At 62.9% G+C, this 24,636-nt stretch carries 24 protein-coding genes; 14 read left to right on the top strand and 10 right to left on the bottom strand.

Features of this window, described 5'->3' with window-relative positions; translation table 11 throughout:
- The first annotated feature begins 21 nt into the window (after positions 1 to 21).
- On the top strand, positions 22 to 1,326 hold the full coding sequence (locus AB7532_RS33900) for an HlyC/CorC family transporter (protein WP_441238992.1): 1,305 nt from the start codon (positions 22 to 24) through the stop codon (positions 1,324 to 1,326).
- A gap of 144 nt (positions 1,327 to 1,470) precedes the next feature.
- Here the strand turns inward: AB7532_RS33900 and AB7532_RS33895 are convergent, their stop codons facing one another.
- Positions 1,471 to 1,746, bottom strand: a complete 276-nt coding sequence (locus tag AB7532_RS33895; protein ID WP_441238991.1) for a BolA family protein — start codon at positions 1,744 to 1,746, stop codon at positions 1,471 to 1,473.
- Between the two features lie 149 nt (positions 1,747 to 1,895).
- On the opposite strand from AB7532_RS33895, the gene AB7532_RS33890 reads away from it, so the two are divergent.
- Positions 1,896 to 2,528 carry a J domain-containing protein gene (locus AB7532_RS33890; protein WP_441238990.1) on the top strand — a complete coding sequence of 211 codons (633 nt, stop codon included), beginning with the start codon at positions 1,896 to 1,898 and terminating at the stop codon, positions 2,526 to 2,528.
- 208 nt (positions 2,529 to 2,736) lie between these two features.
- Here the strand turns inward: AB7532_RS33890 and AB7532_RS33885 are convergent, their stop codons facing one another.
- A complete protein-coding gene (locus tag AB7532_RS33885; protein ID WP_441238989.1) occupies positions 2,737 to 3,828 on the bottom strand; it encodes a citrate synthase/methylcitrate synthase in 1,092 nt (363 codons plus the stop codon).
- Positions 3,829 to 3,908: 80 nt separating this feature from the next.
- Here AB7532_RS33885 and AB7532_RS33880 point away from each other — a divergent pair, with 80 nt between their 5' ends.
- Both AB7532_RS33880 and AB7532_RS33875 read left to right on the top strand, forming a co-directional pair.
- Positions 3,909 to 5,138: a citrate/2-methylcitrate synthase gene (locus AB7532_RS33880; protein ID WP_441238988.1), complete on the top strand. Its 1,230-nt coding sequence runs from the start codon at positions 3,909 to 3,911 to the stop codon at positions 5,136 to 5,138.
- Positions 5,139 to 5,785: 647 nt separating this feature from the next.
- Entirely contained in the window at positions 5,786 to 6,994 is a 1,209-nt protein-coding gene (locus AB7532_RS33875; protein WP_441238987.1) for a sensor histidine kinase, read from the top strand.
- Positions 6,995 to 7,035: 41 nt separating this feature from the next.
- Here AB7532_RS33875 and AB7532_RS33870 read toward each other — a convergent pair whose 3' ends face one another.
- Positions 7,036 to 7,692 carry a DedA family protein gene (locus AB7532_RS33870; protein WP_441238986.1) on the bottom strand — a complete coding sequence of 219 codons (657 nt, stop codon included), beginning with the start codon at positions 7,690 to 7,692 and terminating at the stop codon, positions 7,036 to 7,038.
- A 341-nt stretch (positions 7,693 to 8,033) separates the two neighbouring features.
- Between AB7532_RS33870 and cobS the strand changes: the two genes are divergently transcribed.
- From cobS to AB7532_RS33840, 6 genes are all read left to right on the top strand, one after another.
- Complete coding sequence (gene cobS, locus AB7532_RS33865) at positions 8,034 to 9,017, top strand: cobaltochelatase subunit CobS (protein WP_441238985.1); 984 nt, start codon at positions 8,034 to 8,036, stop codon at positions 9,015 to 9,017.
- A 3-nt stretch (positions 9,018 to 9,020) separates the two neighbouring features.
- The gene (locus AB7532_RS33860; RefSeq protein WP_441238984.1) at positions 9,021 to 9,431 is read left to right on the top strand and encodes a GNAT family N-acetyltransferase; all 411 of its coding nucleotides are present in this window, start codon (positions 9,021 to 9,023) and stop codon (positions 9,429 to 9,431) included.
- Positions 9,428 to 11,335, top strand: coding sequence for a cobaltochelatase subunit CobT (cobT, locus tag AB7532_RS33855; RefSeq protein WP_441238983.1), 1,908 nt, complete (start codon positions 9,428 to 9,430; stop codon positions 11,333 to 11,335). The genes AB7532_RS33860 and cobT overlap by 4 nt, the downstream gene beginning before the upstream one ends.
- Positions 11,332 to 12,402, top strand: coding sequence for an esterase-like activity of phytase family protein (locus tag AB7532_RS33850; protein ID WP_441238982.1), 1,071 nt, complete (start codon positions 11,332 to 11,334; stop codon positions 12,400 to 12,402). Before cobT ends, AB7532_RS33850 begins: the two co-directional genes overlap by 4 nt.
- A gap of 132 nt (positions 12,403 to 12,534) precedes the next feature.
- Positions 12,535 to 13,647: an NADH:flavin oxidoreductase/NADH oxidase gene (locus tag AB7532_RS33845; RefSeq protein WP_441238981.1), complete on the top strand. Its 1,113-nt coding sequence runs from the start codon at positions 12,535 to 12,537 to the stop codon at positions 13,645 to 13,647.
- 248 nt (positions 13,648 to 13,895) lie between these two features.
- Positions 13,896 to 14,303, top strand: a complete 408-nt coding sequence (locus AB7532_RS33840) for a hypothetical protein (protein ID WP_441238980.1) — start codon at positions 13,896 to 13,898, stop codon at positions 14,301 to 14,303.
- A 14-nt stretch (positions 14,304 to 14,317) separates the two neighbouring features.
- Here AB7532_RS33840 and AB7532_RS33835 read toward each other — a convergent pair whose 3' ends face one another.
- From AB7532_RS33835 to AB7532_RS33820, 4 genes are all read right to left on the bottom strand, one after another.
- On the bottom strand, positions 14,318 to 14,563 hold the full coding sequence (locus AB7532_RS33835; protein ID WP_164987974.1) for a PilZ domain-containing protein: 246 nt from the start codon (positions 14,561 to 14,563) through the stop codon (positions 14,318 to 14,320).
- A 193-nt stretch (positions 14,564 to 14,756) separates the two neighbouring features.
- On the bottom strand, positions 14,757 to 15,164 hold the full coding sequence (locus AB7532_RS33830) for a hypothetical protein (protein WP_441238979.1): 408 nt from the start codon (positions 15,162 to 15,164) through the stop codon (positions 14,757 to 14,759).
- Between the two features lie 150 nt (positions 15,165 to 15,314).
- The gene (locus AB7532_RS33825) at positions 15,315 to 16,637 is read right to left on the bottom strand and encodes a DUF2235 domain-containing protein (protein ID WP_441238978.1); all 1,323 of its coding nucleotides are present in this window, start codon (positions 16,635 to 16,637) and stop codon (positions 15,315 to 15,317) included.
- A gap of 265 nt (positions 16,638 to 16,902) precedes the next feature.
- Positions 16,903 to 17,037, bottom strand: a complete 135-nt coding sequence (locus AB7532_RS33820) for a hypothetical protein (protein ID WP_441238977.1) — start codon at positions 17,035 to 17,037, stop codon at positions 16,903 to 16,905.
- Positions 17,038 to 17,251: 214 nt separating this feature from the next.
- On the opposite strand from AB7532_RS33820, the gene AB7532_RS33815 reads away from it, so the two are divergent.
- The 3 genes from AB7532_RS33815 (at position 17,252) to AB7532_RS33805 (ending at position 18,285) form a co-directional block, all read left to right on the top strand.
- The gene (locus AB7532_RS33815) at positions 17,252 to 17,515 is read left to right on the top strand and encodes a hypothetical protein (protein ID WP_441238976.1); all 264 of its coding nucleotides are present in this window, start codon (positions 17,252 to 17,254) and stop codon (positions 17,513 to 17,515) included.
- Positions 17,512 to 17,817, top strand: a complete 306-nt coding sequence (locus tag AB7532_RS33810; RefSeq protein ID WP_441238975.1) for a hypothetical protein — start codon at positions 17,512 to 17,514, stop codon at positions 17,815 to 17,817. The genes AB7532_RS33815 and AB7532_RS33810 overlap by 4 nt, the downstream gene beginning before the upstream one ends.
- Positions 17,818 to 18,006: 189 nt before the next feature.
- Complete coding sequence (locus tag AB7532_RS33805) at positions 18,007 to 18,285, top strand: DUF1488 family protein (RefSeq protein WP_441238974.1); 279 nt, start codon at positions 18,007 to 18,009, stop codon at positions 18,283 to 18,285.
- Between the two features lie 1,617 nt (positions 18,286 to 19,902).
- Here the strand turns inward: AB7532_RS33805 and AB7532_RS33800 are convergent.
- From AB7532_RS33800 to rpmB, 3 genes are all read right to left on the bottom strand, one after another.
- Positions 19,903 to 20,385: a hypothetical protein gene (locus tag AB7532_RS33800; protein WP_441238973.1), complete on the bottom strand. Its 483-nt coding sequence runs from the start codon at positions 20,383 to 20,385 to the stop codon at positions 19,903 to 19,905.
- On the bottom strand, positions 20,375 to 22,204 hold the full coding sequence (locus AB7532_RS33795) for a Z1 domain-containing protein (protein ID WP_441238972.1): 1,830 nt from the start codon (positions 22,202 to 22,204) through the stop codon (positions 20,375 to 20,377). The genes AB7532_RS33800 and AB7532_RS33795 overlap by 11 nt, the downstream gene beginning before the upstream one ends.
- 199 nt (positions 22,205 to 22,403) lie before the next feature.
- Positions 22,404 to 22,715 (bottom strand): 50S ribosomal protein L28, encoded by a 312-nt coding sequence (gene rpmB / locus AB7532_RS33790; RefSeq protein ID WP_441238971.1) that lies wholly within the window; start codon positions 22,713 to 22,715, stop codon positions 22,404 to 22,406.
- A 532-nt stretch (positions 22,716 to 23,247) separates the two neighbouring features.
- Here rpmB and AB7532_RS33785 point away from each other — a divergent pair.
- On the top strand, positions 23,248 to 24,063 hold the full coding sequence (locus AB7532_RS33785; RefSeq protein WP_441239414.1) for a DUF3108 domain-containing protein: 816 nt from the start codon (positions 23,248 to 23,250) through the stop codon (positions 24,061 to 24,063).
- Positions 24,064 to 24,636: the final 573 nt, after the last annotated feature.

The raw sequence follows: 24,636 nt of genomic DNA, 5'->3' as shown, positions 1-24,636 counted from the left end.
AACTTTTTTCTCGAGTGGTGCATGGACTGGCTCGGCTTCACCATCGTCGTCCTCTGCCTTCTCGTCTCGGGCTTCTTTGCCGCGAGTGAGACCGCGCTGATCGGTGCCTCGCGCGCCAGCATGTTGCGGCTCTCCAAGCAGGGCAACCGCGACGCCGACGTGGTCTCGCAACTGCTCGACATGCGCGAGCGGCTGATCGGCGCGCTGCTGCTCGGCAACAACATCGCCAATATCAGTGCATCCGCGCTCGCCACCAGCATCTTCACGTCCTGGTTCGGCGATGTCGGCGTGCTCTATGCGACCGGCGTGATGACCGTGCTGGTGGTGATCTTCGCCGAAGTGCTGCCCAAGACCATCGCCATCAACGCGCCCGACCGCATGGCGCTGGCGGTCGCGCGCCCGATGCGGATCACGATGTATGTGCTGGGGCCGCTGCTGGGGATCGTCGAAGTCATCGTCCGCATGTTGCTGCGCCTGTTCGGTCTTGCCGGCGAGCACCAGGCGATCCTGTCGCCGACCGAACGCCTGCGCGGCGCGGTCGACCTTTTGCATCACGAGGGCAAGGTCGAGAAGCAGGATCGCGACATGCTCGGTGGCTTGCTCGACCTGCGCGAGCTCCAGGTCTCCGACGTCATGATCCATCGCACCGAGATGATGATGATCAACGCCGATCTGCCGCCGGAAGAGCTGGTGCGCGAGGTGCTGGCGACCGAATACACCCGCATTCCGCTGTGGCGCGAGAAGCCGGAAAACATCATTGGCGTGCTCCACGCCAAGGATTTGTTGCGCGCGATCCGTGTCGCCGATGGCGACACCTCCCGCATCGACGTCTCCACCATCGCGCTGCCGCCCTGGTTCGTGCCGGAGATGCGGCCCGTGTCCGAGCAGTTGAAGGCGTTCCGGCGCCGAAAAACCCATTTCGCGCTCGTCGTCGACGAGTATGGCGAAGTCGAAGGTCTGGTGACGCTGGAAGACATTCTGGAAGAAATCGTCGGCGACATCTCCGACGAGCACGACGTCGTGGTCGCCGGCGTGCGCGCCCAGCCGGACGGCTCGGTCGTGGTCGACGGCTCGGTGCCGATCCGCGATCTCAACCGCGCCATGGATTGGCACCTGCCCGATGAAGAGGCCACGACGGTGGCCGGCCTCGTCATTCACGAAGCGCGCTCGATCCCCGACCGCGGCCAGAGTTTTACCTTCCACGGCTTCCGCTTCCGCGTCCTGCGCCGCGAACGCAACCGCATCACCGCGCTCCGTATTTCACCGGTGCCGCGCGACGCGGAGGTGGAAGAGACGAAGCCGAGGCGGGCGGGAACGTCGTTTTAAACCCTCATGGCGAGGAGGCGCGCAAGCGCCGTCTCGAACCATGCAGGCCGAGATGCCGCAGCGGGGGCCTCTATCCTTCGAGACGCGCGCAAGGGCGCGCTCCTCAGGATGAGGTGAGAAAGCGCAGTCGGAGCGCCGACTTGGTCACGTCCCGCCTTCCCCCGGCGCCTGCGCGTGGATCGCCAGCGCGTGGACGCTGCCCGCGAGTTCCGCGGCCAGCGCCGCATTTATCATGCGATGGCGGTCGACCCGGCTCTTCCCTTTGAAGGCGGCAGACACGATATAAACGCGGAAGTGCGTCTCGCCGCTCGGCCGATGGCCGGCATGGCCCTCATGCAAATGTGACTCGTCGACGACCTGCAGGCTTTCCGGCGTGAAAGCTTCCTGCAACTTGTTGCTGATAGTATCTTTCATGGCCATGAGTGCCATTAAAGCGTGCGCAAGGGCCCCGTCAATTGCATAGGCCGCCCACCGGCAGCCATCCTGAAAATGCCGAAGTGCTACGGGGTTTTGTCCTAATTGCAATGTCAAGACTTGAAGGTTTTTGCATTGCGTAGTCAAAGTCAGCCATGCCGATCGATTCATCAAAGTTCTTCGACTCCATCCGCGTGAAGCCGAAAGGCAAGCAGCCGGAGGTGAAGCCGCGCGACGCCGTGGTCAATTGCGAATGGGCCGGGTGTCAGAACAAGGGCGCCCATCGCGCGCCCAAGGGCCGCGACAACCAGCGTGAGTACTGGCACTTCTGCCTGAATCACGTGCGCGAATATAACCAGAACTACAATTTCTTCTCCGGCATGAATGCCGACGCCGTCGCGCGCTACCAGAAGGATGCGCTGACCGGTCACCGTCCGACCTGGAAGATGGGTGCCAACGGCGGCAAGAAGGGTGCGGAAGTCGAGATCGAGGGCGCGTTCGATCCGCTCAACATGTTCGCCGAGATCAATGGCCGCACCAACTCGCGCAGCGGCCCGCAGGCCCCGCCCAAGGCCGAGACGCGCAAGGTGATGAACGCCGAGCGCAAGGCGCTCCAGGTCATGGGCCTCGGCCCCGATGCCACGCTCGCCGACGTCAAGTCCAAGTACAAGGCGCTGGTCAAGCAGCACCACCCCGACGCCAATGGCGGCGACCGCTCGACCGAGGACCGCCTGATCGAGATCATCAAGGCGTATAATTATCTGAAGACGGTGGTGCGGGAGGCCTAGGGCTCTCCCCTCGCGCAAGTGCCGTAAGGTGGGCAAAGCGACTTGTCCGCCATAGCTCGCAGAGCGACGGCGGAAGCGTGCCCACGACTTTCTTTGCAATTTCGGATCGATGGTGGGCACGGCGCAAGTGCGCCTTTGCCCACCCTACGATTCCTGAATGCGGAGCACGGCTCCGTAGCCCGGATTGCGCTCCATCCGCGCTACTTCCTCACTCCGGCATCGCCCCGACATACGACGAGCTCGGCCTTATCAGCCGCCCCGTCCGCTGCTGCTCGCGCGCATGCGCGGTCCACCCCGCGCTGCGCGCCACCGCGAAGATCGGCGTGAACGCCTGCCGTGGAATCGCCAGCGCGTCGAGCAGGATCGCGGTGAAGAATTCCACATTGGTCTCCAGCGGCCGCTCCGGATTCTTCTTGCGGAGCGCGCTGCGGATATAGGCCTCCACCTCGCCGGCGAACGGCAAATCGGTGCCGTTGGACGCCAGTGCTTCGACCGCGGTCTTGAGCACGTCGGCGCGCGGATCGCGCACGCGATAGACGCGATGGCCAAAACCCATCATCCGCTCGCCGCGCGCCAGCGCCGCGTCCACCCAGGGCTGAATGCGCTCGCGCGAGCCGATCGCATCGAGCATCTCCAGCACCGGCTCCGGCGCGCCGCCGTGCAACGGCCCTGTCAGCGCGCAATAGCCCGCGGTGACGGCCGCGAACAGATCGGCCTGCGTCGAGGCCACCACGCGCGCGGTGAAGGTCGAGGCGTTCATGCCGTGGTCGCTGGCGGTGACGAGATAGGCATCGAGCGCGGCGACTTCCCGCGTTTCAGGCACACGCCCAAGCAGCATGCGCAGCGTATCGGCGGCATGGCTGGCGTCCGGATCGGGCGCGACCGGATCAAGCCCTTTGGCGCGCCGGACCAGTGCGCCCGCGATGACCGGAAACGCGCCGACGATGGTCGCCTGGTGTTCGAGGCCGTGCTCGGCGCGAAGTCCTGCGACCGCGGCGCGGAACCCGTCGACGATGCCCATGCCGCCGGTCGCGGGCAAAAGCTCCGGCAGTCGCGCGAAAGCTCGCTCACGGGCAGCGCCGAGACTCGCCCGCACATTGGCTTCGCTCAAGCTGGTCTTGCTGGCGCCGTTCCAGAGCCGGGCGGTGACGCCCTCGAAGCTCGAGATAGCGGCGAGGCGGCCGACATGCTCGCCGGCGATGATCAGCTCGCCGCGCTCGCCGTCGACATGGCTCAGCACGGTTTCGGCCGCGGGAATGCCGTCCAGCCCGATCTGGCTTTTGGTGAGGTGGATGTTCATGGCCCAATCTCCTTTGCAACTGCACCAGGGAAAAATCGGGCCTCTCGACAGATTGATCAATCTTGATTACATAATTCAATATGAAAAATTCCGAGGGCCTCTACCTCTCCGCCCGGGAAGCCGCCGCCGAGCTCGCGATCTCGCCGGCCACGCTCTACGCCTATGTCAGCCGCGGCCTGATCCGCTCAGAGCCGACGCCCGACTCGCGGAAAAACCGCTACCGCGCCGAGGACGTCCGCGCCCTGAAGGAGCGCCGGGTGCCGTCGCCGGAGCCGCGGGGCTTGCGCAGCTTCGATGCCGATCTGCCGGTGATGGATACCGAGATCTCGACCATTACCGAGGAGGGCGCGATCTACCGCGGCGTGAACTGCGTCGACCTCGCCGAGAACGACACGCTGGAGCACACGGCGACGCTGCTCTGGGATGTCTCCGACGTCGATCCGTTCGCACAGGACAATCAGCCAGAGATCTCCGAGGAGATGCGCGCGATCGCGGACGCCGCGCGCCGCGCCGCGCCGATCGACCGCGCCATCGCGGTGCTCGCGCTCGCTTCAAGCGCGGACGCGCGTGCCTTCACCCGCGCGCCCGATGGCCGCGCCATGGTTGGCGGCCGCATCGTCCGGCTGCTGGTCGCGACCATGCTCAACGCCGAGCCCTCATCCGAGCCGCTGCATCAGCAGATCGCAAAAGCCTGGGCGCCCGACAACAAGCACGCCCCCGATCTGATCCGCCGCGCGCTGGTGCTGTTGGCGGATCACGAATTGAACGCCTCGACCTTCACTGCGCGCTGTGCGGCCTCGACCGGTCTCAATCTCTACGACTCCGTCATCGCCGGCCTCGCCGCGCTGAAAGGTCCGAAACACGGTGGCGCCGGCGTGCTGGCCTCGCAGCTCGTCAAGACGCTGATTGACCGCGATGTCGCGCCGATGGTGCGCGAGCGCGTTGCGCTCGGCGAGCGCTTTGCCGGCTTCGGCCACGGCGTCTACAAGCGCGGCGATCCCCGCGCGCAATCGTTGCTCAACGCGCTCACCCGCGCCGGCGCGCCGCGAAAATTCACGCGCGAAGTGCCTGAGCGGATCATTGAGGCCACCGGCGAGCTGGTCAACATCGACTATGCGCTCGCGGTCCTCGTGCACGCGCTGCGCCTGCCTGCCGGCAGCGAGCTCGCATTGTTCGCGATGGCCCGTAGCGTCGGCTGGATCGCGCATGCTAGCGAGCAATTGCAGTTCGGCAAGCTGATCCGTCCGCGGGCGCGTTATGTGGGACCGGCGCCGGGGCGAAGAGGGACGGTTACCGCACTCAAGAGCTAAGGAGCTCCGTGCCAGTTCATTCGCCAGAGCGAATTGGGCCAGTTAGCGCTTGCGGATAGAAATTGGGCCGGCTGCTAATTGTACAGGCACTGTTGCAAGCCGGGACAAATACAAGTTGTTTTCGTGGAACCGGCTGTCGATCAGGTTGTTGCCAACATGGTCCCCGAGAGCGGCGGGACCGAAGATCAAAAAGTCAGCAGCCCAAAATGGTTAGATTACTCTCGGCGGCGGCGATGTTCTCGCTCCTCGTGGCGTTGGTTATCGCCCTCCCGGGTTTCACCCCCCAGGTGCAATCGAGTGAGGTCGTCACGATGACCAAAGGTGACCGACTTGAAGTCCGGGCCGCAGTTTCGAATTGCTCCACACAGACCTGGCCCGATTTCTCCGCCGCTTGTTTGCAAGACATGGGCTTGGGCGGAAAAATCGTGGAAGCTCGTCTTGTGAGCACCCGCCGATAAGGCGGATTCCCCTCATCCGTTCATCGGAGATGACGCGCTGAAGGAAGCCGCGAATGCCTGTCGTCTCGTGCGACAAACGCATTCATCACGGACCGCGTCGAGCCGCTGAGTAACTGGGCAAGTCCTTTCGCCGTTCGCGAATAATTTTCCTGATCGATCCAGCTCCTTTGAAAAAGCGTGAGGCCATCCATGTCAGCAGATACAGATTCGGTGCCGAACGTGCTTATCGTCGAGGACGAAATGGTCCTGCGCATGCGCGCAGTGGACATCGTGGAGGATGCCGGCTTTCATCCAGTCGAGGCCGTCAACGCCGACGAGGCGATATCGATTCTTGAGTCCCGCTCGGACATCTCGCTGCTATTCACGGACATCCAGATGCCCGGAAGCATTGACGGCTTGAAACTCGCGCATGCGGTGCACGACCGCTGGCCCTCGATCAAGATCATACTGGTTTCAGGTCAAGTGAAACCATCTGATGCGGAAAGGCCGCAGAACAGCCGCTTCTTCGGCAAACCGCTTGGCGTCGAGCAGATGATTGCCGAGTTGCAGAAGATGGTGGGTGCGGGGGCGCTCAAGATTGTTCCCCGACCAACGGACTGGCCGGCGGATCAGGCGCTTCACGCCGAGGCGACGGCTGATTCCGCGGCCCGCTCCGCGCAGGAGTCCGTCCTTTCCGCGGAGAACGACAGTCTTCGCCTGCTGCTTGAACAGGCCGGGATTGACGCGCAGACCCTCCTTGTCCAGGCCGGGATCGATGCCGAGCAGCGAGAAGCCGCAGACAAATTGCAGAAACTGATCCTCGGGGAACTTCACCATCGCGTCAAGAATACTCTGTCGATGGTCAGCGCTATCGCGTCCCAGAGCTTCCGCGCAGCCCCCAGCATTGAGCACGGACAGAAGGCAATGGAGGGAAGGCTGATTGCATTGGGACGAGCGCACGATCTGCTGATGCGGGTCAGTTGGGCAGATGCCAGCCTGACTCACACGCTGAGCAGCGCGACGGAGCCCTATGACGGTCAGGGCGACAGGCGTTTTCATTTCAACGGACCCGACATCAGGATTACCTCCCCGGCGGTCATCGCGCTTGCCATGACCTTCAACGAACTGTGCACCAACACCACCAAGTTTGGGGCCTTGTCGGTCGCCACCGGGCGGGTCGAAATTGCATGGACGATGGATGAGCCGAAGCAACGGCTCCGCCTTGTGTGGACGGAAAGAGGGGGGCCGGCGGTCGTGCCTCCAACGCGGCGGAGCTTCGGCACCCGCATGATGGAGTCTCTCGGCCAGCAACTGAGCGGTCGGGTGCAACTCGCCTACGAACCGGCCGGATTCATCTATTCCCTGGATGTGCCGCTTGGTTCAGTCGTCGTGCCGCCGGAAGCCGCCCTCCCACGCTAGCGGCGGCGAGGTTGAGGTCGAAGTGCTCGGACGCAGCAGGTCTAGGCTGGCGGCTTCGCACCGGCGACAGTACCGCCATTCCGCCGGTGATAGATCCAGACCGCTACGCCCACGACGATCGCGACGCCGGCCACGGTCAAAATCCACATGTGCTTGAACGGATGCCCGTGATGCGGCCCGGCATATTCATGCAGGGCCGACACGGCCAGCACGCCCGGCAGCACATGCGCCGGCGCCCAGAACAGGATCGCCGGAATGTTGACCGCATAAAACCTGGCCGGCGCCATGCCGAGCGCGCCGGCAGTAACAGGCACGAACGCGCGGATCGGCGGCACGAAGCGGGCGAAGAACACGGCCCAGGTGCCGAAGCGATGGAAGAAGCGTTCGCTCTGCTCGACCACGCGCGGATAATTGGTCAGTGGCCAGGTGTTCAGGATCTCGCGCTGGCGCCGGTGCCCGATCCAGTAGGCCGAGCCGTCACCCAGCACGGCGCCGAACGCGGCGGCCAGCAGCACCCATTGCAGTTTCAGGTCCCCGCCCGGAACCAGTGCGCTCAGGGCCAGGATGATGGTCGAGCCGGGGATCACCGATCCCACTACCGGAACGGCTTCGAGAAGCGCTGCCAGGAACAGGGTCAGGTAGGCCAGCCACGCATGGGCCGAAACGAAGGAGATGAGGGGATCAAGGAAGGATGTCACGACGTCTTTCGTATCGGCGCGGTGTCAGGGGTTCGGGCCTGAAAGGGAGGCCCTGAAGGGGTTTAGACCCTACATAAATAAGGAGAGGCGGTGAATGTGCCATTCGCATGGGCAGGCCCGTGACCCTGCCCGAAATTCGCGCGTGATTCGCAGAGCAGCCTTTCAAAAACTGCGTTCCTTGCCTATCTAAATGAAAAGACAGCGGAACTTTGATTGGGGCGCGGGCTTCTGCCCGCACGTTGTCTCTGATAGGTTCGCAGGCGCACCCAGCCGCAGCCAACGTGCAAATAACTGGTCTCGGGACCGCCCGGGACCTCGGAGGATTGATGACGACCGCCGCCATGTCCAAAGTTGAGGAAGTTTCCGGTCTGCCCGACATGAAGGTGTCGGTGCGCCAGGTGTTCGGGATCGACAGTGATCTTGAAGTGCCGGCTTATTCCGCCGTCGATCCTCATGTGCCCGAAGTCGATTCCGACTACCGCTTCGACCGCGCCACCACGCTCGCCATTCTCGCCGGCTTTGCCCGCAATCGCCGCGTGATGGTCACCGGCTATCACGGCACCGGCAAATCCACCCATATCGAGCAGGTCGCCGCCCGCCTGAACTGGCCCTGCGTGCGCGTCAACCTCGACAGCCACATCAGCCGTATCGATCTCGTCGGCAAGGACTCCATCGTGGTCCGCGACGGCAAGCAGGTCACCGAATTCCGTGATGGCATTCTGCCCTGGGCGCTCCAGCACAACATCGCGCTGGTGTTCGACGAATACGACGCCGGCCGCCCGGACGTGATGTTCGTGATCCAGCGCGTGCTGGAAGTCTCCGGTCGCCTGACGCTGCTCGACCAGAACAAGGTGATCAAGCCGCACCCGGCGTTTCGCATGTTCTCGACCGCCAACACGGTCGGTCTCGGCGACACCTCGGGCCTCTATCACGGCACCCAGCAGATCAACCAGGGTCAGATGGACCGCTGGTCGATCGTCACCACGCTGAACTATCTCGCCCATGACGAGGAAGTGGAGATCGTGCTGGCCAAGGCCAAGCATTATCGCACCCCGGAAGGCCGCGACATCGTCAACAAGATGGTTCGCCTTGCCGATCTCACCCGTAACGCCTTCGCCAATGGCGATCTGTCGACGGTGATGAGCCCGCGCACGGTGATCACCTGGGCGGAAAACGCCGACATCTTCGGCGATATCGGCTTCGCGTTCCGCGTCACCTTTCTCAACAAGTGCGACGAGCTCGAGCGTCCCCTGGTCGCCGAGTTCTATCAGCGCTGCTTCAATGCGGAGCTGCCGGAATCGGCAGTCAACGTGGCGCTCAGCTAGACCATGCCAACCATCACCGTCGAGCGCACCATTGGGACCACCAAGAAGGCTGTGCTCGCCGGGCTCGGCGCCTATAACGACGAGCACTTTGGCAAGCAGAGGGTCAAAAGCATCGCGGTCTCCTTGAAGGACGGCCGCAAGATCGTCGGCGGCATCGTCGGGCATCTCTGGGCCACGGTTCTGTTCATCCAGTATTTCTGGATCGACCAGAAACAGCGCGGCAAGGGTTTAGGCACGAAGCTGATCGCGGCGATCGAGGACGAGGCAAGACGACAGGGCGCGGTCCAGGCCCATGTCGACACGATGAGTTTCCAGGCGCCGGGCTTCTATCGTACCCAAGGGTACGCGGAATTCGGCACCCTCAAGGGCTATCCCGGCGGCGTGACGCGCCACTCGTTTACGAAGTCGCTATGAGCACATCATCATCAAATTCCAAATTCCGTAACACCAAGGAAGCGCCGACCGAGCCGTTCAAGCGCTCGGTCGCCTCCTGCCTGAAGGCGATCGCGAAAGCGCCCGAGCTCGACGTCAGCTTTGCTGCCGAGCGCCCGGGCCTGGCGCCCGGCAAGGCGCGGCTGCCCGAGCCGGCGCGCAAGATGACCAAGCGCGACGCCGCGATCGTGCGCGGCCATGCCGATTCCATCGCGCTCAAGATCGCCTGTCACGACGCCAAGCTGCATCGCAAGCTGATGCCGGGCAATCCGCAGGCGCGCGGCGTGTTCGAGGCGGTGGAGCAGGCCCGCGTCGAGGCGATCGGCGCGCGCCGCATGGCGGGCGTTGCCAAGAACCTCACCGCGATGCTCGACGATCATTTCCATCGCGGCAAGTTCGACGAGATCACCGACCGCGCCGATGCGCCGCTGGCCGACGCGCTGGCGATGCTGGTGCGCGAGCGCCTGACCGGCATGGCGCCGCCGGCGGCCGCGAAGAAGATGGTCGATCTCTGGCGGCCGATTCTCGAAGACAAGATCGGCAAGCGGCTCGACCGGCTCGATAACCTCGTCGAGGACCAGACCAGGTTCGGCGACGCCGTGCATGATCTGCTGACCGCGCTCGAGCTCGGCGACGAGCGTGGCGCTGACAGCGAAGACAATGACGATAACGACGAGAACCAGGACGGCGACAACGATCAGTCCGGCGCGGAAGGGTCCCCCGATTCCGATGCCGCGCAGGAGATGAGCGCCGACCAGGCACAGGCGTCCTCGGAAGAGATGAGTGACAGCGCGATGGAAAGCGCGCAGGCCTCGACCTCGGACACGTTCGACGACGGCGAGCTCGGTGACGACGAGACGCCGGGCGAGGCGACGCGTCCGAACTCGCACGGCAAGAACGAGCCGCGCGGGCCGGAATATCACGCTTTCGCGCCGAAATTCGACGAGGTCATCGCCGCCGAGGATCTCTGCGACCATGACGAGCTGGAGCGCCTGCGCGCCTATCTCGACAAGCAGCTCGCGCATCTGCAGGGCATCGTCGCCCGCCTCGCCAACCGGCTGCAGCGGCGCCTGATGGCGCAGCAGAACCGCGCCTGGGATTTCGATCTCGAAGAGGGCATCCTCGACCCCGCGCGCCTGTCGCGCGTGGTGACCGATCCCTATCACCCGCTGTCCTTCATGCACGAGAAGGAGGCGACGTTCCGCGACACCGTGGTGACGCTGCTGCTCGACAATTCCGGCTCGATGCGCGGACGCCCGATCACGGTCGCCGCGACCTGCGCCGACATTCTCGCGCGCACACTGGAGCGTTGCGGCGTCAAGGTCGAGATTCTCGGCTTCACCACGCGCGCCTGGAAGGGCGGGCAATCGCGTGAGGCGTGGCTTGCCGCCGGCAAGCCGGCCAGTCCCGGCCGTCTCAACGATCTCAGGCACATCATCTACAAATCCGCCGACGCTCCCTGGCGCCGTGCGCGAAAGAACCTCGGCCTGATGATGCGCGAGGGTCTGCTGAAAGAGAATATCGACGGTGAGGCGCTCGACTGGGCGCACAAGCGTCTGCTCGGCCGGCCCGAGCAGCGCAAGATCCTGATGATGATCTCGGACGGTGCGCCGGTCGACGATTCCACGCTGTCGGTCAATCCCGGCAACTATCTCGAGCGGCACCTGCGCCACATCATCGAGGAAATCGAGACCCGCTCGCCGGTCGAGCTGATCGCGATCGGCATCGGCCACGACGTGACGCGCTACTACCGCCGCGCGGTGACGATCGTGGACGCCGAAGAGCTCGGTGGCGCCATCACCGAAAAGCTCGCTGAACTCTTCAGCGAGACCAACACCGCGCCCACGCAGCCGGCCGGTCGCCCGCGACGCAAACTGCATTCGTGAGCAACCATCGATCCCGCCGCAGCTTCATTGCCCACGCGGCGGCGGGATTTTCCACTTTCGCATTGTCCCGCGTCGCGCAGGCGCAGCCCACGACCGAGCCGCCGCCGCGCGTCTTGCAGGTGGAGCACGGCGTCGCCGAGCGGACCGGCGTCGAGGTCAACGCACGCCAGATTCCCAGTTTCGAACCGCGTGATCGCTCGCGGGTGCGCTTCGGCTCGTTGCAATATCGCAGCGGTCTCGTTTTAACCTCGCCCTATCGCGGCTTCGGCGGCCTGTCCGGCATCCGGCTCGATGCGAAGGGCGAGCGCTTCCTCGCGATCTCCGACCAGGGCGGCTGGTTCACCGGCAGCATTCGTTATGCCGGCGGCAAGATGGTCGCGCTCGACGACGTCGAGGCCGCGCCGATGCTCAACGCCGAGGGGCGGCCGATCACGGAAAAGCGGCTCTGGTACGATACCGAGTCGCTCGCGCGCGACGGCAACCTCGTCTATGTCGGGCTCGAGCGCGTCAACCAGATCATGCGCTACGACTTCGCCAAAGGCGGCACCAGCGCCCGCGGTGAGCTGCTGCCGACGCCGCCGGCGTTGCGCAAGCTGCCCACCAACAAGGGGCTCGAGGCGATGGTCGCAGTCCCCAAAGGCCAGCCGCTCGCGGGCACGCTGATCGCGTTCTCCGAGCGCGGGCTCGATGCCGACGGCAATCTGACAGCCTTCCTGATCGGCGGCCCGTCGCCCGGCCAGTTCAGCGTGCGCCGCACCGACAAGTTCGACATCTCGGACGCCACGCTGCTGCCCTCCGGCGATCTTCTCATCCTCGAACGCAAGTTCTCCTGGTTCACCGGCATCAACATCCGCATCCGCGCGATCCCGCTGAAGTCGATCGCGCCGAACGCGCTGGTCGACGGCCCCGCGCTGTTCGCCGCCGATCTCGGCCACGAGGTCGACAACATGGAAGGCATCGACGCCCATGTGACGGCGGAGGGCGAGACCGTGCTGACGCTGGTCTCCGACGACAATTTCTCGATGCTCCAGCGCACGCTGCTGCTGCAGTTCACGCTGGTGGAGTAGGGCCCGCCAGACCCTCACCGCAATGCATGGCGCTTCGGGCGGCCATGCCGACCACGCAACTGGCAATTCGCCGTCGGGCGACTACACTTCATGCAATTGCTTCCATTCCTCTCATCCTCCGGAACTCCCCGCATGAGCGCCCTGTTTTCCCCGATCAAGCTGCGCGGCCTGACGTTGAAGAACCGCATCATCGTGTCGCCGATGTGCCAGTATTCGGCCGACGACGGCGTTCCCACCGACTGGCACTTCACCCACATCAACAATCTGGCGCTGTCGGGCGCGTCGATGTTCTGCATCGAGGCGACCCATGTCGAGGCGATCGGCCGCATCACGCCGGGCTGCCTCGGGCTCTACAGCGATGCCGCCGAAGCGGCGCTGAAGCAGATCCTCACCTCCGTGCGCAAGCATTCGACCACGGCGATCGCGATGCAGCTCGCGCATGCGGGCCGCAAAGCCTCCAGCGCGCGGCCCTGGGACGGCGGCCAGCTGATTCCGCTCAGCGAAGGCGGCTGGCAGACGGTCGCGCCGTCGGCGCTGCCGCACAAGGAGGGCGAAGCCGCGCCGCTGGCGCTGGATGCAGCCGGCCTCAAGCGCATCCGCGACGCCTTCGTCGACAGCGCGAAGCGCGCGGCGCGGCTCGGCATCGACGCGATCGAGCTGCATGGCGCGCACGGCTATCTCATGCATCAGTTCCTGTCGCCGATCTCCAACAAACGCACCGACGAATATGGCGGCTCGCTTGAGAACCGCATGCGCTTTCCGCTGGAGGTCTACGACGCGGTGCGCGCCGTGTTCCCGTCCGACAGGCCGGTCGGCATGCGGGTGTCGTCGACCGACTGGGTCGAGGGCGGCTGGGATCTGGCGCAGACGATCGCATTCGCCAAGGCGCTGAAGGCGCGCGGCGTCGACTGGATCGATGCCTCCTCCGGCGGCGTCTCGCCGCTGCAGAAGATTCCGCTCGGCCCCGGCTACCAGGTCCAGTTCGCGGAAGCCATCAAGCGCGAGACCGGCCTGCCCACCATGGCCGTCGGCCTGATCACCGAAGGCAAGCACGCCGAGGAGATCGTCGCGAGCGGCAAGGCCGACATGGTCGCGCTCGCCCGCGGCATGCTCTACGACCCGCGCTGGGGCTGGCACGCCGGCGCCGAGCTCGGCGGCGAGGTCGACGCGCCTCCGCAATTCTGGCGCTCGCAGCCCTCGACGCAAAAGGCGCTGTTCGGCAAGACCACGTTCGGAGCGCGGTGAGCGCGCGTGTGGCGCGACGGTATGGCCACACACGCGTCATTGCGAGGAGCCCTTGCGACGAAGCAATCCAGATTTTCTCCGCGGAAACACTCTGGATTGCTTCGCTGCGCTCGCAATGACGATGGGGAGGCAGGCGTGTGCCACACGTCCAGGTCGCGCCCCCTCACGCATCCGTAACTCTCCACACCTTCCACGCACCGCAAAACTGGCCTAACCTCCGCGCATCCGGGGCTTCACGGAGGCCGATCATGCGGTTTCGCGTTCGCAAGACTGCCCATGTGCTCGAGCGCGTGGGCCTCGCGATGGCGGGGGCGGCGTGCGGATTGTTCGTCGGCGCCTATGTGGGCTCGGCGATCTCGCACCTGACGACGCAGGGCTTTCTGCTGCTCATGATGGCGCTGGGCGCCATCGGCTTCTATCTCGGCATCGACACGCCGCAGCTTCCGTTCGACGAGGAACACAGCGCCATCGACGCCGCGGAGTTACTGAGCTCCGCCGGCACCCTCTGCGCCGCGCTCGCAGCACTTGCCTCCGTCGGCGTCATCGTGCTGCGGCTGGAGCCGGACACCGGCTTCGCCTGGCTCGTGCTGTTCGGCTGGGTCGCCGGCGTAGCCATGCAGATCGTCGCGGGTGCGAAGGCCAGAATGCGGAAATAGGGCGGCGCTTTCCCTCAGAACACCACGCCCACGCGCGTCCCGCGCTTCCACGCGATGCGGCAGCGCTTTTTCGTGTTGACGTGCAGCAGCTCGAAGCGATCGGGGATCTTCACCTGTCCGCCGAGATCGACGCAGGCCCCGCCGGGCGAATAGTCGATCAGCGTGCAGACAATCACCGGCGCGCGCGGGTCGGTGATGATCTTGGCCTGGCGGGACACCAGGCCTGCGGGTTTGACGCGGGCATGTCGGCGCGGATGCATTGGCACTCTCCTCCAATTTCCGCAGGTCTCGCGGCGGCTGGTTGGTCCCGATGATGGAATGCAGATGATGCGATCCGGCTAAGGCGAGGCAGAGAATTTTAATGAAAAGCTGCCGCGAATGGAGAATGCGGCGGTAGCCGGGTAGCCCGCCGCAACCTCGGCCCTGCCTGACGTGGCGGACGCGATCGTCCCACTAAGGCGTCCGCTCCAGTGTGATGAAGCTGCGGTTGGCGGCCTCGTACTGGAAGGCGTAGACGTTCGCTTCCTGGCAGGTGTCTCCGACGGCGGCGCGCCGCTCGAGCTTCTTGGATTGCGAGAATTTGCGGCCCGAGGCGTCTGCGTCGTAGCGGACATGGATCGAGGGCGATGAGTTCTCGTTCGAAATGTCGTAGCGATGTGAGAACTTCCAGCGGTCGCCGGGCGCCAGGAACCGACTTGTCCAGCCGCTGTCTCCGAGCTTGAACGAATAGGCGATGTTGGCCCTGGTGTCGTTCTTCAGGCAGACCACGCCGTAATGCTTGTTGCCGGCGGCCTCCGCCGTGACGGTGCACAGCAGCGCGGCGGCAATGCCGAGTGCGATGGGAACTGCGAACTTCGTCATGAGAACCTCTCCCTGCGTGATGTCCCTCGGATGGGGGCAGCGGGAGGATAGGAAACGCGGTGCGTCGATGCGCATGAAGCAGTTCACAATCTCTGCGCGAACAGGCGGATCGGCGGCGAGACATGTTGTCGCGCATGATGAGCGTACGCTCTACGAGGCTTCCACCCCCTCCACCCCCGGCGGCACCGGCATCGGCACCGTCTCATACCGCGCCGGCAGATTCACCGGCCGATACCCCGGCTCCACCGCCATCCGCTTCACCACGCTCTCATGCACATGAGCGCCCTCGGGGATGACGCGCGGCTCGCAGCAGGGGATGTAGAAGCCCAGCACCACCTTCCGCTCCGGCCATTCCTTGTACTTCGCGCTCTTCGGAATGCACTCCAGCACGCGCCAGCCCGGCGTCATCGAATCGTGCAGCTGGCCCACCTTCCCGGTGTATTCGGGCGGAACGTATTTGAACGGCGAGTTCTTGCGCTGGATGCCCCAGGCGAGCTGGTTCACGGTGCGCTTGTTGAAGTTGAGCCCGGCCTTTTCCGCCTCGGCGATCATCCAGATCAGCGGATATTTGGACTCGCCGCTCTCGGCCTCGGGATAGCCGCCGCCGACGTCGCTGTGCACGCCGGCGAACCACACCTGCAGGATGTCCTGCGGCACTTTCTTCTCGTCGGGCACGTAGCGGTTGCTCCAATAATCCTGCGGCTCCTCGTATTGTTTCAGGCGGAACATGCAGCGCTGCTCGTCGATCGCGATCGCCTGCCGGAAGGTCCTGACGCTCGGATTGCGCAGCGTGAAGGCGAGCTCCTCCAGGCTGAACACGAAGAAGAAATTGTCGCGCCGCGGCACGATCACGCTCGCCACCGTGTCCCAGACGCCGATGAAATGGATAGTCGCCCAGCGCGTCGAGGTGATGCGCGCGAATTGCGCGGCGAGGTCGAATTCGTCCTTCGGCAGCGGCCCCTGCTCGTCGAAATCGACGTCTTTGAGGTCCTCGACGTCGTTGCCGCGCCCGGTGCCGGAATATTGCTTGTAGGCGACGAGGCCGGAGCCTGCGAGGTTCGCCTGCTCCGGCGAGATCAGGCCGATCTTGTGGATCAGCCCCGCCAGCACGCGCACCGTGTAGGCGCCGCGCGAAAAGCCGAACAGGTAGATCCTGTCGCCGGGCGCATAATGCTCGACCAGGAAGCAATAGGCCGACAGCACGTTGTCGTCGAGCCCGTAGCCGGTGGCGAGCCCCAGCACCAGATTGACGTCGGCCTTGATCTGGTGCCACGTCGAAGGCTCCGTCACCGTGCCGACGCCCGGATCGTAAAACACCATCTGCCGCGGCTGCGTCTTGTCGGTCTTGCGCAGGCAGCGATAGAGCTTCAGGACGTTGGAGATGTTCTCGGAGATCTCGTTGCCGGTGCCGTCACAGCAGATGACGAGGTTCTTCGGCTCGGATTTAGGTCGATGCGGGTCGTCGTGCTCCACAGGTCAGCCCCTCCCGGTGATGCTACCGGGGCGAGTATAGCAAAAAAGCGCGACGGGGAAGAGACGACGGGCCCCTTTCCCTCTCCCCTTGCGGGTGTTCAGACCGGGGAGAGGGTGGATCAATCGCGCGCAGCGCGATTGAGACGGGTGAGGGGTCTCTCTGCGCGGGTGAATCCAGCGCGTCGGAATTCCGGGAAACAACCCCTCATCCGCCTTGCCTTCGGCAAGGCACCTTCTCCCGCAAGGGGAGAAGGAAACGCAGCCCCTACTTCTTCTTCCCCGAGCCGATCTCCGGCTGCCACGCCGCCTCCTTGCGGCTCGGTGCCGCGGCGTTCGTCTTGACCTTGTCCTTCTTCGGCTTCTTGGTTTCGCGATTGCTGCGTTGCTGTCCCTTGGCCATGATGTCGGTCTCCTCCGGGGTTCGAGTTCGCTCGGTTCGTCCGCTGGCAGCATCCCTTCACGCATCGTGCGCCCACGGCGGGGCAATAGCGAGCGCTAAAGCAGGCGATGCGCAGGTGCGGCAGAAGAAAGCGTTGGCTATTGCCGGGCAATGGGCGCATGGTCGCGGCAGTCGGCGTCGGTTGGGGGCCACTTGCGACAAAAGGCAGGCGCGCATGTCCATCCGTTCGCGGCACGAAACCGTCACCTTCATGCATCCCTTCCACATCCGCGGCATCGGGCGCGAATTGCCCGCGGGCCGCTATGAGGTCGTCACCGACGAGGAGACGATCGAGGGACTGTCCTTCCCGGTCTGGCGCCGCGTCGCCACCTTGATCACCGTGCCGGCAGAAACTGTGCGCGGCGCCACCGAGCGGCTCGCGATCGGCTCCGTCGACCTCGCCGCTGCGCAGACCGCCGACCGCGAGCACCGCCAATGACCGACATCCCGGTCGAGCTCGACAAGCATCGCGGCATGGCCGCCCAGAAGGCGACCGATCTGCGCCGCGCGCTGGCCGACGTCGAGTCCCAGGTCAGGGAGTTGCGCGAGCGCGAGGCCGAGCTCGAAAATCGCATGCTGACGGTGCCCGCGCTGTCGTGGCCGGAGGCCGCGGTGAAGGCGCGCCATCTGCTCAACCTCTATGCCGCGAGCCTGCCCACTGAGGACACCCGCCACCGCGCGCTGGTGGCGGCGCTGCTCGACGATTTCGTCCGGCTCTCGGGGGAGCACCAGGACGACTGACGGCCGCCGCACCGGTGTCGTCCCGGACAAGCGAAGCGCAGATCCGGGACCCATCGCCACGGAATTGAGTTGTTGCAGTTGCACGTGCCACGGCGTGCTTGAATCAAACCGACCGGGGAATGGGTCCCAGCTCCCCGTGCGCAATTGCGCACCAGGCCGGGCCGGCGCGCGCAGTCCAGGAGTAACCCCATGACACTCACGACCAGCCGCTTCATCGGCCACGACCAGGACCGCGGCATCGTCCAGTTCTCGATGCAGGACGGCGAGCGGGAGGTCGCCTGCGCGATCTCGACCTCCGCGATGGACGACCTCGAACGCGGCCCGCGCGCGCGGCCGAGCGAGCGCGAAGAGCAGTTCATCCGCCTGCGCGAGCGCATCGAAGCCTGCACGGGCCGGAAGTATCAGGCCACGGAGTTCGAGGGCACCCCGCCGGGGATCGTGCTGCGGAGCATTGATTTTCGGGGGTAGGGGAGGCGGGGAAGCGAGACTTGTCAGTCTTGCGCAGGCAGCGATAGAGCTTCGGACGTTGGAGATATTCTTCGAATCTCATTGCCGGTGCATCACAGCAGAAGACGAGGTGTTTCGGCTCGGGTCAGAACGGGTGGTCCATGAGGTGTGCCTCCGGGTGATGCTGCCATAGCGGAAAATGGAGTGTCACCGAAGAATAACCTGTCGTTCAATCGTCGCTGTTATTCACAAAGAGCAATTGGACCCCCAACGCCCACCCTGCAGCCAGAGGATTTCTGCAACGACTTGTTCGAATGCGTCCATTTGGGCGGCTATGGCTTAATGAACGAAAGAATTACCTCCCGGCGCATTCGGCCATCCATCGAATCGGTTGGATGTTTTGGCGCCGGAGGAGGGAGGTATCGTCTATTCGCAGGAAGCGTGCGGGCATGGCGTCGTTCGGTCTGCAAACCCGATCGCTCGGCCACCGCAGCGACGATCTTGGCGTTGGGGATGAACGTCCCGCGAATTGTATTCTCTCCTACAACGTAGACGGCCCTCCCTCCCGGCGACAGAACCCGGGCGGCTTCGCGTACAGCTCCCATCATGTCATCCACGTAACGGGCGAGTATTGCTTGATGTCGGGGCGCCAATTTAGGTGTTAAGCGCAGGTCAGAAATGATTTTTCCAATTTCCTTGTCGCCGACGGCATTGCGGTCGCCGCACTCGGTGCCAACGCTGTCGGTCCGAATATCCCCTAGCTCTCCGATTGTGTGTCCCATCCAGACCAAGGAAAATTTACTGCAGCGCATGTAGTCAATTGCATTGAGGTAGGGAGGTGAGGTCAGGACAAGGTCGATGGTCCTACTAGAGATCGGGAGCTTCCGGGCGTCTCCCTGTGATGTAATCGTAGCGGGGCCGCGCTCCTTCTGGTTTTGCGAAATGGAGCTCTTTAGAACGAGCTCGACGGCAGAGAGAAATTTGTCGAAAGCCCTGATCGGGGCGGTCTCGAACGCTCGGTGCGGTCTGCTGTGAGACAAGTCCATAGCTAGCGAGGCGCCTGCCTGCTTTGTAATGATAAGGCGCGAGAATGCACACCACAAAGCGTCCCTTACTTTATTGTCCCTGACTCCATGAATTGAGAAGGCCAAGGCTGTCAGTTGACGCCGTGCCAACGGGTCGAACCAATATCGAATAAACCTCCGGGTTTCGAGGTCGGCTGTTCGGGGGTAGCAGTCCCGAACCGGGAGTGCGTCAGATAGCTTCGTCGCTCGCGTCAATACGGCCGCCGCTATGCGCCGTACTTCGCGAGGATCTACCGCCGTAGTCCAAACGCGCGAAAGCAGAACAGCTAGAGGGTCGATATCTATCCCGATCGCTGAATGGCCACTTGCGCGAGCCATTGCGAGCACGGTGCCAGAGCCCATCATTGGATCCAGCACTCTAATTCGTCCTGGCTCGCTAGATAAAATATCTAGGGCGATGCCGGGGGCCATGCGTGCCGGAAATGGATGGACAGGATTGCGCCCAAGCGCTTGCTGAATAGTCTTTGTGTAAGCGTTGCTCATAAATGCGATTCTTGCGAGGGGCGAGATGGCTAGCTTTTTGACGTTAGGCGGGCAAATCGGGCGATCAGCCCTAGCTGGCGGCGTAGCGCTCACGCACCCGCGCCCTCAGGGTCTCGGGAATTAGACCTATTCCTCGGGCAACCTTGTATTTCAGCTCACCACGATTTCCGGCCAGTTCGTACTGTGTTCGCGGGGGCCTTGATATGCTGACCCATGCGTTCTCGCTCTCTTGGAAGCTGACGATGCTGTGCAAATCAGCGAACGAGAGCGTCACGAGACCATCCGTTCCGCAAACGAAAACCACAAATGAGTCAGGAAACTTGTGTTCCAGATCAAGAAGGTCGGCGGCTTGGTCGATATTGAAAGTAAAGCGCCATGGTGACATTCGTTTGGATGAATGCTTCATGTAAACGCCAACGCGCCCGTTCATAACGAATGCATTTACGCGCCCTTCTCGAACAAATGGCCGGAACGAGACTGACATAGAGTAATCGTTTCCCACAGCAAGTTGCCGCAAAACGACGCCTTGATAGAATTCGTATTCATCCAACATTTTTTACATTCTTCAAAAAGCTGATGTTGCCGTCGAATTTATAAATCACTCGCGCCTTGTTCTTCTCGTTCCGAAATATCTTGAAGTGGTGAACGGCTTCGGGAAACTCACGTTTGACCTGACCAAATAGACCCTTCTTTCGCTCAATTTTCTCGTGATCCGCGTCTTTCATTCCTTCAATTTTGCTCGAACTGTGAAGCGCTATGGAAGCGGGTCCCTTAGGAAGAATTCTCTGCACGTAGCTAATGAGATAGTCGGGCAATGCGTCGCTGCCGATTTTTTCTTGCAGTCTCTTTAGGCTGCTGATGGGGTCATTAGTGCCCGCAATAATTTGTTCAACGTCGGGAGAGTAATCAAAGATTGGGAACGTCATCTCTCCCTTATCAAGGAGCACGTTAGCCTTATCAATGCTGTTCGATGCGACGGCGGCGATCCTTTGATCGGCCAGCCAGACGGGGGAGCCCTTCTTGGTCTTGATCGCCTCGAGGGCTAGTTTGTGAAAAGCGAAGCAGCGTTGCCAATCGAGATAAAGTTGCTGAGGAATGGTGAGTTCAAAGTAGGGGAGATGCTTCTTTCTCGATCCGAACATTCGAGCGCGCTGAATGTAGGTGTCTTGCTGGATCTTGTGCTTTGAGTCCCTTGTGAAAAACATTGAAAGCAAATTGTCGAACGTGACCCCTCGGGAGACGATGTTGCCGCCAATTACGAATGTGAACATTGCAGCTGGCGATGTCGCCGACTTGAAGTCGACGTTCTTGTCCCTCTCGCTATTCATAATGACAGTGCTGGTTTGGTCGCAGTTCTTCACGATATAAGCGACAATGCTGCTGGCTTGTTCTGGGCCGTACAGCTTGGTTGCGATCTTGTCTATCTCGTGCGTGTAGTTCTCGAATTTTTTAGAGTGGACATCCGTCAGTGCATTCATCGCGTCGTCGATGGGTTTCTTATCGGACTTATGATCGAGTTTCTTCCCGCTCGTGTGGATGAGCATTGAGAAGTTCTCGTCGGACTTGGCTGCCAAGTTTAGAGCAGCGACCCGCACAAGAAATCGAAAGATCGCTTCACGTAAATACTTTGGGCTGTCATCGGTGTCGGGCAGCGCATGGAGCGAGAATTGCACGTCCGCCTCTAGTGGGAAGAAAATGTCCTGGCCTGTGTAGGCGTCGTGAGGCGGGAAATTGACCCATTTCTCGTTGTCGTTGTCGAACGTATTGTTCAAATCTAACCGCGCTGGCGTTGCTGTGACCCCGATGTATATTCCATCGTGGCTGATCAGTTTTTTGATCAAGGCATTTATGCGCGTTACGTCACTCTTGTTGATCAGAGCGTTCGGCGTTGCGAAGTCAGCCTCATCGTCCACAATGACCTTGCTGCCAATTTTCTCCAGCTTTTGGTTCAGTTTTGTAAGGTCGCTTGCGTTCTTCTTGCAAAAAATGACGTGATACCCTGTCGATAGTGAGTAGTCTGGGTCGATAATTTCCGAGAAGTTGCGAGCTGCAGGTGAAAGCTTCGATCGCTGGAAGCGATCTAGGTTTTGCTGGAGAAGCTGCACGCTGTCGTTCAGGAGGTGCACCACAACTCGATGCCCGTCATCCAAGAGCTTCGCTGTGAGACAAATCATCATCTCGGTTTTGCCGCTCTGTGGCTCGCCGTAGATTACGAATGATGTCGTCTTACTGCCCAGGGTCTCACAGGCGCTGGTAACGGCCGCTTCAATGCAGGACGTTTGCTTGCCTGTCGCCTTCAGGCGAGACAGCTGCGTTTGATATCGGTCGCGTTGCTGCGCGATAGCCCGCAATTCATCAACGTTGAGCCCCAACCAATTGCCCCCCTAGTTGAATTATCGTTTTTTACGATCATAGCGGGCAATGAATTCAGGGCAAGGTAGGCAGAGGTATAATGCCGCCGCTCGCACAAACAAAAACGACCGGATCTTCCGATCCGGCCGCTTCACAAAACTCTACTCGGCCAAGCCTACGCCACCCGACGCAAGCCCCGCCCTAATTCGAAAACTTGTCTCAGCTGGCCTTCTTCGCCGGCGCGGTCGTCGGGCCGACCTTCTTCTGGATGGCGCGCTTCAGATCAAGGGCGCGCGGCGACAGGACGTCGGCCTTGGCCTTGAGCAGGAAGGCGTCGAGGCCGCCATTGTGGTCGACGCTCTTCACCGCGTTGGTGGAGACGCGCAGGCGCACGTTGCGCTCCAGGGCTTCGCTGATGAAGGTCACGTTGACCAGGTTCGGCAGGAAGCGGCGCTTGGTCTTGATGTTGGAGTGGCTGACCTTGTGGCCGACGAGGGGGCCCTTGGCCGTCAGTTCGCAGCGGCGAGACATGGTAGAAATCCTCAGGTTCGAACCCCCATTGAGTGCGGCCGCCATTCGGGGCGCCACGGGGGCTAATTCTTTCGTCCTTGCAGGGAGCGGCGGACGTATAGGGGGGATGCGGCGGGACGTCAAGGTTTTGGGGCGGTTTTCATGCTCGCGTCATGCCCTGCGACAAATGTCATCGCCCGGCCTGACCGGGCGATCCAGTATTCCACCAGCGGAGCTCGAGTCGAGGGGCCGCGGCGTACTGGAAGCCCCGGTCGAGCCGGGGCATGACAGTGGAGGGCGTGGAGAGAGTGCGCGGTCCTGCCCCGCGGCGCCCGATCACCAAAACGGCAATGATTAGCGCGCCTTACCATCACATAAAGGGCGCAATCGCCCCTGAAAAGTCCGGTGGAGTTCCGCGCCTGATACGCCCGGACACATTGTCTGCCCCGGTTTTTGGCTTAAGTAACAACCGTTCGCGCCCCGATTGGACTGTTTCGTGCTCGCATCCACCCTCCAACTGCCCAGGGGCTTTGTCAGTCCCCGTGCCGGCCGGCTGGCTTTCGCGGCCCTGTGCGGGCTCGCGGTGGCGTGGGGGGCCGATCCCGTGGCGGCGCAAGGCAAGCTCGAGGCGCAATATGAGGCGACGCTGGCGGGCATTCCGGTCGGCAAGGGCGCCTGGAATATCGATATCGGCGACGACGTGTTCGCGGCCGCGGCCTCCGGCGGCACCTCGGGGCTGCTGAAATCGTTCGCGGGCGGGTCCGGCACCGGCGCCTCGCAGGGCCGCGTCGTCAACGGCGCGCTGGTCGCGACCGGCTACCAGGCCTCCACCACCACCTCGAAGAAGACCGAAGAGATCCACATCACCCTCGAGAAGGGCAATGTGAAGGAGTTCGGCATCGTGCCGGAGCCGCCCGTCGATGCCGACCGTATCGTCGTCACCGACGCGCATCGCCGCGGCGTCTGGGATCCGATGACGGCCTCGCTGGTGCGCGCGCCCGGCACCGGCGACCCCGTGTCGCCGGACGCCTGCCACGGCAGCGCCGCCGTGTTCGACGGCCGCATGCGCTACGAGCTCAAGCTCGATTTCAAGCGCATGGAGACCGTGAAGGCCGAGAAGGGCTACAAGGGCCCGGTCGTGGTCTGCTCGCTGTATTTCGTGCCGGTCGCCGGCTACATCCCCGACCGGCCCGTGATCAAATACCTCGCCGCCCAGCGCAACATCGAGATCGCCTTCGCGCCGGTCGCCGGCACGCGCATCCTGGTGCCGTTCTGGCTCAAGGTCCCGACGCCCTTGGGGCCGGCGATGCTGGAAGCGACGAGCTTCCTGACCTCAGCCCAGCCGCCCAAGGTCGCGAAGACGCAGTAAGTCTTTCGCCGCGTAGTCCCCTATCAGACCGTCACCCTGAGGTGCTCGCCTCTTCGGCGAGCCTCGAAGGGCGACAGCCCGGCTTATGCCGCCAGGGAATAATCGCGCCAGCCGCCCGATCCAGGCCGCGCATCCTTCGAGGCTCGCTCCGCTCGCACCTCAGGATGACGGATCAACGGGTTGCCTCTCACGCTGCGAATGGAATGCAACAAAATCAATGACTTCTCTACTGTGCATGGGGTTGTTTTCGCACAATTGAGTTAGAGGCAGCCCCAAACCGGGAATCCATTTGACTCCTCCCCGATTCTGATTCGACTCCGCGCCGTCCCCAACTTAACGCTTTCCGTCATCAAATCGTCGCTTGTACGGCAGGGCGAAACTCCATCTAGTGCGGAGCAAATGAGACTCCCGCGACATGTTGCGTGAACGGAACGGGACTCAACGGGGAGTCAGCGATTCGGCCGCGATTCGTTCTAGACTCGTTCCGAAGCTTAAGGTCACAGGGAAAAGCGTCGCAAAGTGAGACAGTTGCGCGGGATTTTTGGAAGCCGCTCCTACTCCCACGGCGTCATC

Origin of the sequence: Bradyrhizobium sp. 930_D9_N1_4, from assembly GCF_052076015.1 — a bacterium.
Classification (GTDB): Bacteria; Pseudomonadota; Alphaproteobacteria; order Rhizobiales; family Xanthobacteraceae; genus Bradyrhizobium.
Note: the sequence above shows the minus strand (reverse complement) of the source record. Positions and strands in the feature narration are given on the sequence as shown.